Origin of the sequence: Streptomyces sp. NPDC046712 (assembly GCF_040645695.1) — a bacterium.
Classification (GTDB): Bacteria; Actinomycetota; Actinomycetes; order Streptomycetales; family Streptomycetaceae; genus Streptomyces.
In genome coordinates this window covers 212,802-224,778 of record NZ_JBEYYW010000001.1, presented here as the reverse complement: position 1 = coordinate 224,778, position 11,977 = coordinate 212,802, and the positions used below count along the sequence as shown (strand labels likewise).

The following is an 11,977-nucleotide window of genomic DNA, read 5'->3' as shown; positions in this document are numbered from 1 at the left end:
CTCTTCAGGAGGAGTCTTCCGTGTCCAAGCCGCTCATCGGCGTGACGACCTATCTGGACCAGGCCCGCTGGGGGGTGTGGGACATGCCCGCGGCCCTGCTGCCCGCGCAGTACCCCCGCCTGGTCCAGGCGAGCGGTGGCCTGGCGGCGATGCTCCCGCCGGACGAGCCGTCCGCCGCGGCCGCGGTGGTGGCCCGGCTCGACGGTCTGGTGGTCGCGGGCGGCGCGGACGTCGAGCCGGTACGGTACGGGGCCGCGCCCGATCCCCGTACCGGCCCGCCCGCCCGGGCCAGGGACGCCTGGGAGCTGGCCCTGGTCGAGGCGGCGCTGGCCGCCGGCACCCCGGTGCTCGGCATCTGCCGGGGCATGCAGCTGCTGAACGTGGCGCTCGGCGGCACCCTGATCCAGCACCTGGACGGCCATGTGGAGGCGGTCGGCGTCATAGGGCGCCACACGGTGAAGCCCGTCCCGGGCACGCGGTACGCCTCCCTGGTCCCGGAGCAGACCTCGGTGCCCACCTACCACCACCAGGCGGTGGACCGCCTAGGCGAGGGCCTGACCCCGTCGGCGTACGCGGAGGACGGCACGGTCGAGGCGGTCGAACTGGCCGATCCGGTCTGGGCGCTCGGCGTCCAGTGGCACCCGGAGATGGGCGAGGACCTACGGGTGATGAGGGGCCTGGTCGCGGCATCGACCTGAGAAGGCCCCCCGGGGGGCGCGGCGACCTGAGAGGCCCTCTCAGGGGCGCGGGGAACTGCGCGACCAGCCACGACGGACCCGCAGCCACCCGACGGCACCAGCACGCCCGCCCCTCAGGGACGCAGGGAACTGCGCGACCAGCCACGACGGACCCGCAGCCACCCGACGGCACCAGCACACCCGCCCCCCAGGGGCGCGGGGAACTCCGCGACCAGCCACAACGGACCCGCACCTGCCCACCGGCCGGGATCGCCCCCGCCCTCACCCCGACGGCGTCGCCCGCGTCAAGGACAGCAGGTCCCGCGCCGGGCCCGTGGGCCGGTGGCCCGTCGGCCAGACCGCGCGGAGGTCACGGCGGAGCAGGACGCCCTCGACCGGGACCTCGACCAGGCGGCGCGACGCCAGCTCCTCCGCGATCGCCAGCTCGCTCAGCACCGCCGGCCCCGCCCCGCTGACCGCCGCCGCCTTCACGGCCGTCGTGGAGGCGAGCTCCAGGAGGGGCTGGGCGAGGCCGCCGTGCGCGGAGAGCGCGGAGTCGAGGACCTGGCGGGTGCCCGAGCCGCGTTCGCGCAGGATCAGCGGGGTCACGGCCAGCTCGCCCGGGTCCAGCGGCCTGCGGCGGCGGGCCCACGGGTGGGAGGGGGCGGCGACCACGACGAGCCGGTCACGGGCCACCACAGCTCCGTCCAGGCCGTCGGGCACGGCGAGCCCCTCCACGAACCCCAGGTCCGCCTCGTCGGCGAGGAGACGCTCCGCGACCGCCGCCGAGTTCCCCGCCATCAGCGACACGGCCGTGTCCGGCCGCTCCGCGCGCAGCGCGATCAGCCACCCCGGCAGCAGGTACTCGGCGATCGTCATCGACGCGGCCACCCGCAGCCGCGAGTCCCGCCGTCCCCGCAGTGCCTGCGCCCCGGCGTCGAACGCCTCCGCCGCCTCCACGATCCGCCGCGCCCAGTCGGTCACGAGTGCCCCCGCGTCCGTGAGGCGCGAGCCGCGCGGCGAACGGTCCACCAGGGCGACGCCGAGCTGCCGCTCCATCGACCGGATGCGGCTGCTCGCGGCGGGCTGTGTGATGCCCACCTCGCGGGCGGCCCGCCCGAGGCTGCCGTGCCGGGCGACGGCCAGGAGCAGTTCGAGTGCGCCGAGGTCGGGGACCCGGTGGGACAGGGGTGCGGGATCGACAGGCTCGCTGCTCATAAAGTCAGCTTATGACGTCATAGCACCAAGATCCCTGGTCGGGCCCGGGAATCGGCACGAGGGTGGGGCCATGGCAACCCTCGCACCTTCCCGTCGGGCCTCCCTCGCCACCACCCCCGGCGTACGGGCGGCCGCGGTCCGTCACCTCGGCCCCAACTGGTACGCCTCGGTGATGGGCACCGCCATCGTCGCCAACGCGGGAGCGACCCTCCCCGTGGACGTCCCGGGGCTGCGCACCGCCTGCACGGCGGTCTGGGCGCTCTCCTTCGCGATGCTCCTCGCCCTGCTCACCGCCCGCTCGCTGCACTGGGTCCACCACCGTGACCGGGCGCGGGCCCACCTCATGGACCCGGCCGTGGCCCCGTTCTACGGCTGTCTGTCGATGGCTCTGCTCGCGGTCGGCGGCGGCACCCTGATCGTCGGCCAGGACTGGATCGGTCTCCCGGCGGCCCTGGCGATCGACACCGTCCTGTTCACGGCCGGAACGGTCATCGGCCTGGCCGCGGCCGTCGCGATCCCGTACCTCATGGTGGTGCACCACAAGATCGAGAGCGCGTCCCCGGTGTGGCTCCTCCCGGTCGTCGCCCCGATGGTGTCCGCCGCCCTCGGCCCCCTGCTCGTGCCGCATCTGCCCGCCGGCCAGGCCCAGGAGACCCTTCTCCTCGCCTGCTACGCCATGTTCGGCATCAGCCTGCTCGCCACCCTCGTGATGCTGCCGCTGGTCTTCGGCCGGCTCGTCACCGGCGGCCCGCTGCCCCTCGCCCTCACCCCCACCCTCTTCCTGGTCCTCGGCCCGCTGGGCCAGTCGACCACGGCCGCGAACAAGTTCGCCGACGCCGCCGCGAGCGTGCTGCCCGCCTCGTACGCGCATGGCTTCGCCGCCTTCGCCGTCCTCTACGGCGTGCCGGTGACGGGCTTCGCCCTGCTGTGGCTGGCGCTCGCGGGAGCGATGGTGCTGCGGGCGCGGCGCCGCGGCATGGGGTTCGCGATGACCTGGTGGGCCTTCACCTTCCCCGTCGGCACCTGTGTGACCGGCGCCGAGGGGCTCGCCCAGCACACGGGGCTCTTCGCCTTCCGCTGGCTCGCGATCTTCCTGTACGTGTTCCTCGTCGCGGCCTGGCTGGTGGCCGGATTCCACACCCTGCGCGGGCTGTTCAGCGGGGCGCTGCTCGCAGGGCCCGGGACAGCACCCGCGGGGCCTCGGCCAGTGACGGCCCGTACCAGGTGAGATGACGCCCGCTGACGAGTGCGGCGGCGGTCCCGGGGAACGCCTCGGGGCCGTCGTCGGGCGTGAAGCGGTACGGCTCGTCGGGCAGGACGACGAGGTCGGCGCCGGCGGCCCGGAGTTCGTCGAGAGGGATGCGCGGATAGCGCTCGGAGTGACCGCCGTACAGCTGATGCACGCCTAGGCGGGCCAGCAGGTCGCCCGCGAAGGTGTCACGGCCGAGGACCATCCAGGGCCGGCGCCAGATCGGCACGACGGCGGTCAGCGGCGGTCCCGGTGCTTCCACGGCGGCCCACGCCTCCTCGGCCTCGTCCAGCCAGCGGGGCCGGTCGGGGACACCGCAGGCCCGGAGCGTCCGGTCCAGCTCGAGGAACGCCTGGTCGAGCGTGCGGACCTCGGTGACCAGGACCTCGATCCCGGCGGCACGCAGCGCGGCCAGGTCGGGGGCGCGATTCTCCTCCTCGTTGGCGATCACCAGGTCGGGCCCGAGGGCGGTGATCGCGGCGACGTCGGGGTTCTTCGTGCCCCCGATCCTCACGACGGCGAGATCCGCCGGATGGCTGCACCAGTCAGTGGCGCCGACGAGCAGGCCGGGCGCGGTGACGGCGACCGCCTCGGTCAGCGAGGGGACGAGGGAGACGACCCGGGCCCTCATGACGCGTCGTCGGCCTCGATGTGCTCGGCGACGGCCACGACGAGCAGGCGGGTGCCGGACTCCGTGGCGCGCCACCGGTGCCGTACCCCTCCGGAGAGGTACAGCGTGTCCCCGCGTTCGAGCCGGTACGCCCGCCCCTCGGCCTCGACCTCGGCGGCGCCGTCGGCGACGAACAGCAACTCGTCGTTGCGGTGCTGGAATTCGCGGCCGGCGTCCTGCTCTCCGGTGAACTCCAGGGCGTGCAGCTGGTGCCGGCCGCGGACCAGGGGGCGTACCCCGATGGGCATGTCGTGCAGCTGCTCGGCGGCCCGTACGACGTCGACGGTACGGGCGGACTCCGCCGCGGCCAGCAGCTCGGCGGCCGTGGTCTCCAGGGCTCCGGCGACGAGCTGCAGCGACCGCGTGCTGGGGCGGGCCCGCTCGTTCTCGATCTGGCTGAGGAAGGGCACGGACAGGCCGCTGCGCGAGGCGACGACGGCCAGGGTGAGCTTGAGCGCTCTGCGGCGCCTCTTGACGGCCGCGCCCACGCGCAGTGATTCCTTCTCGTCCATGTCGGCTCCCTCCCTCGTGCCTCGTGCCTGCGTACTGGTCGGTTACCTGAACCTTACGCAGCTTTCGGGCGGGGTTTCGCGTCGTGGCGAAAAGGGGCGGTCGCCGAACACGCTCGGCGACCGCCCCTTTTCGGACAGGAGTCGGGAATCCCTGTTCTTCCTTACTGCGGAGCCAGCTTCTCGGCGAGGCCGGGGTTCTTGTCCAGCCAGCCGCGGACCGCGTCCTGCTCCTTGCCCTTGCCGGTCTCCTGGATGGCCGCCTCAAGATCCGTGAGCTGCTTCTCCGTCAGCTTGAAGTTCTTCAGCCAGGAGCCGACCTCGGGGTTGTCGGCGCTGAAGCCCTTGCGGGCGAGGGTGTGGACGCCGTCGCCCTTGCCCCAGGTGCCCTTGGGGTCCTTGAGCTTCTTCAGGTCGTAGGACGAGTAGGCCCAGTGCGGCGACCAGAGCGTGACGACGACCGGTTCCTTCTTGTCGTAGGCGCGCTTCAGCTCGGCGAGCATGCCGGGCGTGGAGCCGTCGACGACCTTGTACTCGCCGGCCAGGCCGTAGTCGTTCAGGACCTTGTCCTTGAGGATGCCCATCATTCCGGCGCTCGGCTCGATGCCGATGATCCGGCCCTTGAACTCGCCGCTCTTGCCCTTGAGGTCCTCGAGCGAGTCGATGCCCTTCATGTAGGAGGGCACGGACAGCTCCAGAGAGGTGGGGCCGTACCAGGAGCCGAGATCCTCCAGCTTGTTCTGGTACTTCTCCCAGTACTGGGCGTGGGTGACGGGGAGCCAGGAGTCGGTCTGGAAGTCGATCTGGCCGCCCGCGAGACCGGTGTAGAGCGCGCCCGCCTCCAGCTGCTTGGCCTCGACCTCGTAGCCGCGGCGCTCGAGCAGTTCCTTCCAGAGGAAGGTGGAGGCGATGCCCTCGTCCCAGGGGATGTAGCCGAGGCTGATCTTCTTGCCGTGGCCGATGTCCTTGCCGCCGGCGGCCGTCGACGCCTTGCCGCCGCCGAGGAAGCCCATGCCGCCCGCGACCAGCGCGAGGACGACCACGCCGACGAGCGCCGTGACGGGCTGCGGGCGGTGGTTCCAGAGCTTCGCCCCGGCGCGCGCCGCGCTCGCGGCCCGTGTCTTGGCGAGCGCCCGGCGGCCGAGCGGCGAGACCTGGCGGCCGAGCGCGCCGGTCATCCGGTCCAGGTACATGGCGAGGATGACGATGGAGATGCCGGCCTCGAAGCCGAGGCCGATGTCGACGTTGCCGATGGCGCGGTAGACGGCGCCGCCGAGCCCGCCGCCGCCGACCATGCCGGCGATGACGACCATGGACAGGCCCAGCATGATGACCTGGTTGATGCCGGCCATGATCGTGGGCAGGGCGAGCGGCAGCTGGACGCGCAGCAGCGTGTTGCGCGGGGTGGTGCCGAACGCCTCGGCCGCCTCGACCAGCTCGCCGTCGACCTGGCGGATGCCGAGCTCGGTCATCCGTACGCCGGGCGGCAGGGCGAAGACGATGGTGGCGATGATGCCGGGGACCACGCCGACGCCGAAGAAGATGATGCCGGGGATCAGGTAGACCATGGCGGGCATGGTCTGCATGAAGTCCAGGACGGGGCGCAGCACGGCGCTGACCGTCTTGGAGCGGGCCGCCCAGATGCCGAGCGGGACCGCGATCACCAGGGTCACCAGGGTGGCGACGAGCACCAGGGAGAGGGTCGACATGGCGTCGTCCCACAGCTCGATGGAGTCGACGAGCGCGAATCCGGCGAAGGCGAGCAGACCGGCGGGCAGCCCGCGCAGCCACCAGGCGACGACGGCGAGGATGCCGGCGAAGAGCAGCGGCTCGGGCGCGGAGAGGACCGCGTCGAGGCCGTCGTAGAGACCGGTGACGGCGGCGCTGATGGCGTCGAAGAGCCAGGACAGCTGGGCCTGGAGCCAGTCGACGGAGCTGTCGACCCACTGGCCGAGAGGGAGCCTAGGCATGCGGGGCCACCTCCTTCGTACCGGTGGTGCAGGCAACGGGCGGGCGCTGCTCGTCTCCGATGAAGCCGATCAGGCGGGACTGCGGTACGACGCCGAGGACGGCGCCGTCGGTGTCCTTGACGGCCACCGGGTGCGGGACGCGGGCGCTGACCGCGCACAGGTCGGCGACCGGGGTGTCGGGGCCGACGGTCTCGCAGTCGCAGGCAGCGGCGTCGTCGCGCTCCGCGTCGGTCATCACGGCGGCGGCCGTGAGCACGCGGGAACGGTCGACGTCCTGGATGAACGAGGCGACGTAGTCGTTGGCGGGGCGGACCAGGATGTCCTCGGCGGTGCCGAGCTGGACGATCCGGCCGTCACGCATCACCGCGATGCGGTCGCCGAGGCGCATGGCCTCGTTGAGGTCGTGGGTGATGAAGACGATGGTCTTCTTGAGGCGCTTCTGCAGTTCGAGGAGCTGGTCCTGCATGTCGCGGCGGATCAGCGGGTCGAGCGCGCTGAACGACTCGTCCATGAGCAGCAGGTCGGCGTCGGTGGCCAGCGCGCGGGCGAGGCCCACACGCTGCTGCATGCCGCCGGAGAGCTCGTCGGGCCAGGACTTCTCCCAGCCGGCGAGACCGCACAGCTCCAGGGCCTCGGTGGCGCGCTTCTCACGCTCGGCGCGCGGTACGCCCTGGACCTCCAGGCCGTACGCGGCGTTCTCCAGAACGCTGCGGTGCGGGAAGAGGGCGAAGTGCTGGAAGACCATGCTGATCTTCGTGGACCGCACGGTGCGCAGATCGCGGGGGCTGAGCGCGGTGAGGTCCTTGTCGTCGAAGAGCACGCGGCCCGCGGTGGGCTCGAGCAGCCCGTTGAGCATCCGCAGGAGGGTGGACTTGCCGGATCCGGACAGACCCATCACGACGAAGATCTGGCCGGGCTCGACGGTGAAGGACGCGTCGATCACGGCTGCGGTCGTACCGTCGGCGCGGAGCTCGTCGCGGTCCGCGCCGTCACTGAGTTTCTTGACGGCTTCGTCGGGTCGTCTGCCGAACACCTTGAACAGGTGATCGGCCTGGAGCCTGGACACATATACCTCGCGTGTTGAAACGAAAACGGCCCTCCCCCAGGACTTCGTCCTGGGGCTCCCACCCCGCGGCCGGGCCGTGGAGCGGGGCGGTTTCGGCCCGCGACTCCCGTGATGTACCGGGATTCGTTGTTGAATCCCGTACCGGGTCCGCTCCGGGCCCGCGCCTGCCCCCGGCTCCACGGGGCAAACGCAAAGGTGACGGGGGTCACGGAAGCCCGCGGGAACCGGGCCGCGCTGTCGGTCGGGGCCGGTGTCGGTGGGGTGCGGCATGATCGGGGTGTGACGCGACGCCTGATGCTCCTCGACACCGCCTCTCTCTACTTCCGCGCGTACTTCGGCGTGCCGGACTCGGTCCGGGCCCCCGACGGCACGCCGGTGAACGCCGTGCGCGGCCTGCTGGACTTCATCACCCGGCTCGTCCAGGACCACCACCCCGACGACCTCGTCGCCTGCATGGACGCCGACTGGCGGCCTCAGTGGCGGGTGGACCTGATCCCCTCGTACAAGGCACACCGGGTCGCCGTGGAGACCGAGACGGGGCCGGACGAGGAGGAGATCCCCGACACGCTCGCCCCGCAGGTGCCGGTGATCGAGGCCGTCCTGGACGCCCTCGGCATCGCCCGGGTCGGGGTCGCGGGCTACGAGGCGGACGACGTGATCGGCACGCTGGCCGGGCAGGCGAAGGGCCCGGTGGACATCGTGACGGGCGACCGGGACCTCTTCCAGCTGGTGGACGACGAGCGCGGTGTGCGCGTGCTGTACCCGCGCAAGGGGGTCGGCGACTGCGATCTGGTCGACGGCGAGCTGATCCGTACGAAGTACGGGGTGCGGGCCGACCAGTACGCCGACTTCGCGGCGCTGCGCGGTGACGCCAGCGACGGGCTGCCCGGGGTGAAGGGCATCGGGGAGAAGACGGCCGCGCAGCTGATCACGGAGTACGGCGATCTGGCGGGCGTCCGGGCGGCCGCCGTGGACCGCACGTCGAAGCTGACCCCGGCCAAGCGGCGCGGGATCGTGGAGGCGGCCTCGTATCTGGACGTGGCCCCGACGGTCGTCCGGGTGGCCGGGGACGTACCCCTGCCGGAGTTCGACCCGGCCCTGCCGAGCGGGCCCCGGGACCCCGAGGCGCTGGCGGAGCTCGTGACGCGGTGGGGCCTGGGCGGGGCGGTCGGCAGGCTGCTTCCGGTGCTGGGCCGCTGAGGCGTTCTGGGCCGGAGTCGCCGGGGATGCTAGCTTAGGCATACCTAAGTTCGCAGAGTCAGGGGAGACCGTCGTGGCAGAGCAGCCGGCGCGCAAGGCACCGAAGGCCCACGAGGCGCGGGTGGTGCGCACGGAGCGGATCACGCCGCACATGGTGCGGGTGGTGCTCGGCGGGAACGGCCTCGACGCGTTCGAGCTGGGCGAGTACACCGACCACTACGTGAAGCTGCTGTTCGCGCCGGAGGGCGTGAGCTATCCGGAGCCGTTCGACATGGAGCGGATCCGCGCGGAGTTCCCGCGCGACCAGTGGCCCACCACGCGGACGTACACGGTACGGAGCTGGGACCCGGTCCACCGCGAGCTGACCGTCGACTTCGTGGTCCACGGCGACGAGGGTCTGGCCGGGCCGTGGGCGGCGCGGGCGCGGGCCGGCGAGACGATGCGCTTCCTCGGGCCGGGCGGCGGTTACGCGCCGGACGCCGAGGCGGACTGGCACCTGCTCGTGGGCGACGAGAGCGCACTGCCGGCGATCGCGGTGGCCCTGGAGCGGCTGCCGGAGGGGGCGACGGTGCACGCGTTCCTGGAGGTCGCGGACGCGACGGAGGAGCAGAAGTTCGCGACGGCGGCGGGCGTCGAGGTGACCTGGCTCCACCGGGGCGCCCGTCCGACGGGCGAGGCCCTGCTGGACGCGGTGAAGGGCCTGGACTTCCCGGCGGGCGACGTCCACGCCTTCGTCCACGGCGAGGCGGGCTTCGTGAAGGACCTCCGCCGCCACCTGCGCCTGGAGCGCGGGGTGCCCCGCGAGCGCCTCTCGATCTCGGGCTACTGGCGCCTGGGCAAGACGGACGAGGCCTGGCGCGCGATCAAGCGCGAATGGAACGACCAGGTAGAACGCGAACAGGAGAACTGACGCGCGCACCACTCCCGGGGGGGCACTCCCGCCCCCCGGCCCCCCGTTATGGGCACAGGCCCTGCAGGGGTGCTCCCACCCCTGACCCGTTGTGGGCCCAGGCCCCCACGGAGGCGCACTCCCACCCCCCTGACCCGTTGTGGGCCCAGGCCCCCACGGAGGCGCACTCCCACCCCCCTGACCTGTTGTGGGCAATCGTCCCGCAGGGCGGGACGGGTGGCCACAACCCCACGGGGGCGGCGCCCGTTCAAGGGCCGTTCAGCCCATGGGCGGGGGCACCCCGATGCGCCCGCACCCGCAGGGGCCGGCCACGCCGGGGCCCGGGGGTCACCCCGAGGCGCCCGCACCCGCAAGGCGCGCGGTCACCCCCCGGTCCCGAAAACCCGCACCGACGCATCCACATGCGCCAGCCTCCGCAGCGCCCCGAACACCGCGTCCCCCAGCACCGTCCCCACCACCACGCTCTCCACCAGGTCCTCCCGCTCCACGTTCCGCGCCACGTACTCCAGGTCCGCGTGCGCCACCCGCTCCGCCGCCTCCGCGTACGCGTCGAGCACCTCCGCGAAGCCCCCGTGCCCCACGGTCTCCAGCGCCGCCAGGGCCACCGCGAGCGCCTCCGCCGCCGGGCTGTCCCCGTGCACGCGCCAGCCGCGCCGCGCGATGAGCTCGGCCACCTTCTTCCGGGCCTCGACAACACCCTCCCCCGGCTCCTCGGTGTAGCGCGGCACCACCCGGTCCGCGGCGCTGCCGAGCAGCTTGTGCACCGACCGGTCCGGGTCGTCGACCGCCGCGATCACCTCGCGGATCGCCGCGACCGAGAGTCCGCCGACATCCAGCAGCGCCCGGATCAGGCGCAGGCGCCGTTCGTGCGTCTCGTCGTACGAGGCCTGGTTCGGGCTCGTCAACTGCCCGGCCGGCAGCAGCCCTTCCCGTACGTAGTACTTGATCGTCGGCACGGACACCCCGGTCCTGCGGCTCAACTCTCCGATGCGCACTCTGCGTTCACCTTCCCGATCCTGCCCCGGCCTTGCCGACCGGCACCTCCATCATAGATAGTGGCGCTATCAGATAGCGGCAAGTGCCGCTATCCATAACTCGCGGGGGTACCCATGTCTTCTCCGTTTCCGCAGGTCCGCGACCTGCATCGTCCGCTGGTGTGGTTCTCCGCCTCCATGGCGTTACTCGCCCTGGTCTCCGTCGGCGGCCTGATCCTCGACGACCGGATGCTGGTCGGCGTACCGATCTGGACGAAGCCGTTCAAGTTCGCGGTCTCGTTCGTCGCGTACTGCATGACGCTCGCCTGGATGCTCACCCTGCTCCCCCGAGGCCGGCGAGTCGGCTGGTGGGCGGGCACCGTGCTGGCCGCGGCGAGCGCCGGGGAGATGGTGCTGATCACCACTCAGGTGATCCGCGGCAAGCAGAGCCACTTCAACAACGAGACACCCTTCGACGCCGCCGTCTTCCAGGCGATGGGCCTCACCGTCGTCGTCCTGTGGCTGGCCGCCCTGGCCATCGCGATCCTGCTGCTGCGCGCCCGGATCCTGGACCGCGCCACCGCCTGGTCCGTACGTCTCGGCTCCCTGATCGCCCTCGTGGGAGCCGCCGTCGGATTCCTGATGGTCCAGCCCACCCCCGAGCAGCGCGCCGCCGGGGACGACGCGAGGATCGTCGGCGCACACAGCGTCGGCGTTCCGGACGGCGGCCCGTCCATGCCGGTGACCGGCTGGTCCACGACCGGCGGTGATCTGCGCATCGCCCACTTCTTCGGCATGCACGCCCTGCAGGTGATCCCGCTCCTGCTGCTCGCCCTGGTCGCGCTCGCCCCGCGGTTCGCCCGGCTGGCCGACGAGCGGGTACGGCTTCGACTGACGTTCGTGGTCTCGGGGACGTACGCGGCGGTGTTCGCCCTCCTCACCTGGCAGGCCCTGCGCGGTCAGGCGCTGCTGGATCCCGACGCCACGACGCTCGCCGCGACCGGCGCGATCGCGCTGCTCGGCGCGGCGGCGACCTGGGCGGCCCTGCGTACCCCGATCCGTACCGAAACCGCGCTCCCCGCCAAGGAGTTCACCGCATGACCGGCTTCCTCTTCGAGCTGAGCTTCTTCCTCGCCGCACCCGTCTGGCTGTTGATGATCTTCGCTCCGGGGTGGCGGGGCACGGAGCGCCTCGCGGCCTCCCCGCTGACCGCCGTACCGATCCTGGCGGTCTACCTCACCCTGGCGCTCCCGGTCCTCCCCGAGCTGTGGGCGGCGGTCAGCAACCCCGACATCGACACGTTCCGGGACCTCATGGCGCTGGCGAACGGGGCGGGGGCGATCTGGGCGCAGGTCATCGCCTGGGATCTGCTGCTCGGCCAGTGGATGTACCGGGAGGCGCGCAGGCTGGGACTCTCACCCCTGCTGATGGGCCCGTTGCTGGTCCTGACGATCCTGCTGTCCCCGATCGGGCTGCTCGTCTTCCTGGGGCTGAGGGCGGCGAGGAAGCCCACTCCCGTGCCGGTGCGATGATT

The 11,977-nt window shown here is 72.4% G+C and carries 12 protein-coding genes; 6 read left to right on the top strand and 6 right to left on the bottom strand.

The features are described 5' to 3' along the window. Positions 1 to 20: 20 nt before the first annotated feature. On the top strand, positions 21 to 698 hold the full coding sequence (locus tag ABZ939_RS01050) for a gamma-glutamyl-gamma-aminobutyrate hydrolase family protein (RefSeq protein ID WP_361847288.1): 678 nt from the start codon (positions 21 to 23) through the stop codon (positions 696 to 698). A 261-nt stretch (positions 699 to 959) separates the two neighbouring features. Here the strand turns inward: ABZ939_RS01050 and ABZ939_RS01045 are convergent, their stop codons facing one another. Beyond that, entirely contained in the window at positions 960 to 1,895 is a 936-nt protein-coding gene (locus tag ABZ939_RS01045) for a LysR family transcriptional regulator (RefSeq protein ID WP_361847285.1), read from the bottom strand. A 70-nt stretch (positions 1,896 to 1,965) separates the two neighbouring features. Between ABZ939_RS01045 and ABZ939_RS01040 the strand changes: the two genes are divergently transcribed. Then, a complete protein-coding gene (locus ABZ939_RS01040) occupies positions 1,966 to 3,123 on the top strand; it encodes a TDT family transporter (protein ID WP_361847282.1) in 1,158 nt (385 codons plus the stop codon). Here the strand turns inward: ABZ939_RS01040 and ABZ939_RS01035 are convergent. The 4 genes from ABZ939_RS01035 to ABZ939_RS01020 all read right to left on the bottom strand — a co-directional run bounded on the left by ABZ939_RS01035 (position 3,050) and on the right by ABZ939_RS01020 (position 7,359). Continuing rightward, positions 3,050 to 3,775: a helical backbone metal receptor gene (locus ABZ939_RS01035; protein WP_361847279.1), complete on the bottom strand. Its 726-nt coding sequence runs from the start codon at positions 3,773 to 3,775 to the stop codon at positions 3,050 to 3,052. The two genes, ABZ939_RS01040 and ABZ939_RS01035, sit on opposite strands and share 74 nt — an antisense overlap. Beyond that, positions 3,772 to 4,326 (bottom strand): XRE family transcriptional regulator, encoded by a 555-nt coding sequence (locus ABZ939_RS01030; protein WP_361847276.1) that lies wholly within the window; start codon positions 4,324 to 4,326, stop codon positions 3,772 to 3,774. Before ABZ939_RS01030 ends, ABZ939_RS01035 begins: the two co-directional genes overlap by 4 nt. A gap of 161 nt (positions 4,327 to 4,487) precedes the next feature. Beyond that, positions 4,488 to 6,293 carry an ABC transporter permease/substrate binding protein gene (locus tag ABZ939_RS01025; RefSeq protein ID WP_361847273.1) on the bottom strand — a complete coding sequence of 602 codons (1,806 nt, stop codon included), beginning with the start codon at positions 6,291 to 6,293 and terminating at the stop codon, positions 4,488 to 4,490. Beyond that, the gene (locus tag ABZ939_RS01020; protein WP_361847270.1) at positions 6,286 to 7,359 is read right to left on the bottom strand and encodes a glycine betaine/L-proline ABC transporter ATP-binding protein; all 1,074 of its coding nucleotides are present in this window, start codon (positions 7,357 to 7,359) and stop codon (positions 6,286 to 6,288) included. The genes ABZ939_RS01025 and ABZ939_RS01020 overlap by 8 nt, the downstream gene beginning before the upstream one ends. Positions 7,360 to 7,653: 294 nt before the next feature. On the opposite strand from ABZ939_RS01020, the gene ABZ939_RS01015 reads away from it, so the two are divergent. Then, a complete protein-coding gene (locus ABZ939_RS01015; RefSeq protein WP_361847941.1) occupies positions 7,654 to 8,559 on the top strand; it encodes a 5'-3' exonuclease in 906 nt (301 codons plus the stop codon). Between the two features lie 73 nt (positions 8,560 to 8,632). Further along, positions 8,633 to 9,469, top strand: coding sequence for a siderophore-interacting protein (locus tag ABZ939_RS01010; RefSeq protein ID WP_361847267.1), 837 nt, complete (start codon positions 8,633 to 8,635; stop codon positions 9,467 to 9,469). Between the two features lie 362 nt (positions 9,470 to 9,831). Here ABZ939_RS01010 and ABZ939_RS01005 read toward each other — a convergent pair whose 3' ends face one another. Then, positions 9,832 to 10,464: a MerR family transcriptional regulator gene (locus ABZ939_RS01005; protein WP_361847264.1), complete on the bottom strand. Its 633-nt coding sequence runs from the start codon at positions 10,462 to 10,464 to the stop codon at positions 9,832 to 9,834. A gap of 177 nt (positions 10,465 to 10,641) precedes the next feature. Between ABZ939_RS01005 and ABZ939_RS01000 the strand changes: the two genes are divergently transcribed. Beyond that, a complete protein-coding gene (locus ABZ939_RS01000) occupies positions 10,642 to 11,544 on the top strand; it encodes a hypothetical protein (protein WP_361847938.1) in 903 nt (300 codons plus the stop codon). Beyond that, positions 11,541 to 11,975, top strand: a complete 435-nt coding sequence (locus ABZ939_RS00995; protein ID WP_361847261.1) for an ABA4-like family protein — start codon at positions 11,541 to 11,543, stop codon at positions 11,973 to 11,975. Before ABZ939_RS01000 ends, ABZ939_RS00995 begins: the two co-directional genes overlap by 4 nt. The last annotated feature ends 2 nt before the right edge of the window (positions 11,976 to 11,977 follow it).

What these genes read in the sequence shown, in the direction of transcription:
- ABZ939_RS01045 (WP_361847285.1), bottom strand. Translation starts at nt 1,895, where the DNA reads ATGAGCAGCGAGCCTGTCGATCCCGCACCCCTGTCCCACCGGGTCCCC.
- ABZ939_RS00995 (WP_361847261.1), top strand. Translation starts at nt 11,541, where the DNA reads ATGACCGGCTTCCTCTTCGAGCTGAGCTTCTTCCTCGCCGCACCCGTC.
- ABZ939_RS01015 (WP_361847941.1), top strand. Translation starts at nt 7,654, where the DNA reads ATGCTCCTCGACACCGCCTCTCTCTACTTCCGCGCGTACTTCGGCGTG.
- ABZ939_RS01025 (WP_361847273.1), bottom strand. Translation starts at nt 6,293, where the DNA reads ATGCCTAGGCTCCCTCTCGGCCAGTGGGTCGACAGCTCCGTCGACTGG.
- ABZ939_RS01035 (WP_361847279.1), bottom strand. Translation starts at nt 3,775, where the DNA reads ATGAGGGCCCGGGTCGTCTCCCTCGTCCCCTCGCTGACCGAGGCGGTC.
- ABZ939_RS01000 (WP_361847938.1), top strand. Translation starts at nt 10,642, where the DNA reads ATGGCGTTACTCGCCCTGGTCTCCGTCGGCGGCCTGATCCTCGACGAC.
- ABZ939_RS01030 (WP_361847276.1), bottom strand. Translation starts at nt 4,326, where the DNA reads ATGGACGAGAAGGAATCACTGCGCGTGGGCGCGGCCGTCAAGAGGCGC.
- ABZ939_RS01040 (WP_361847282.1), top strand. Translation starts at nt 1,966, where the DNA reads ATGGCAACCCTCGCACCTTCCCGTCGGGCCTCCCTCGCCACCACCCCC.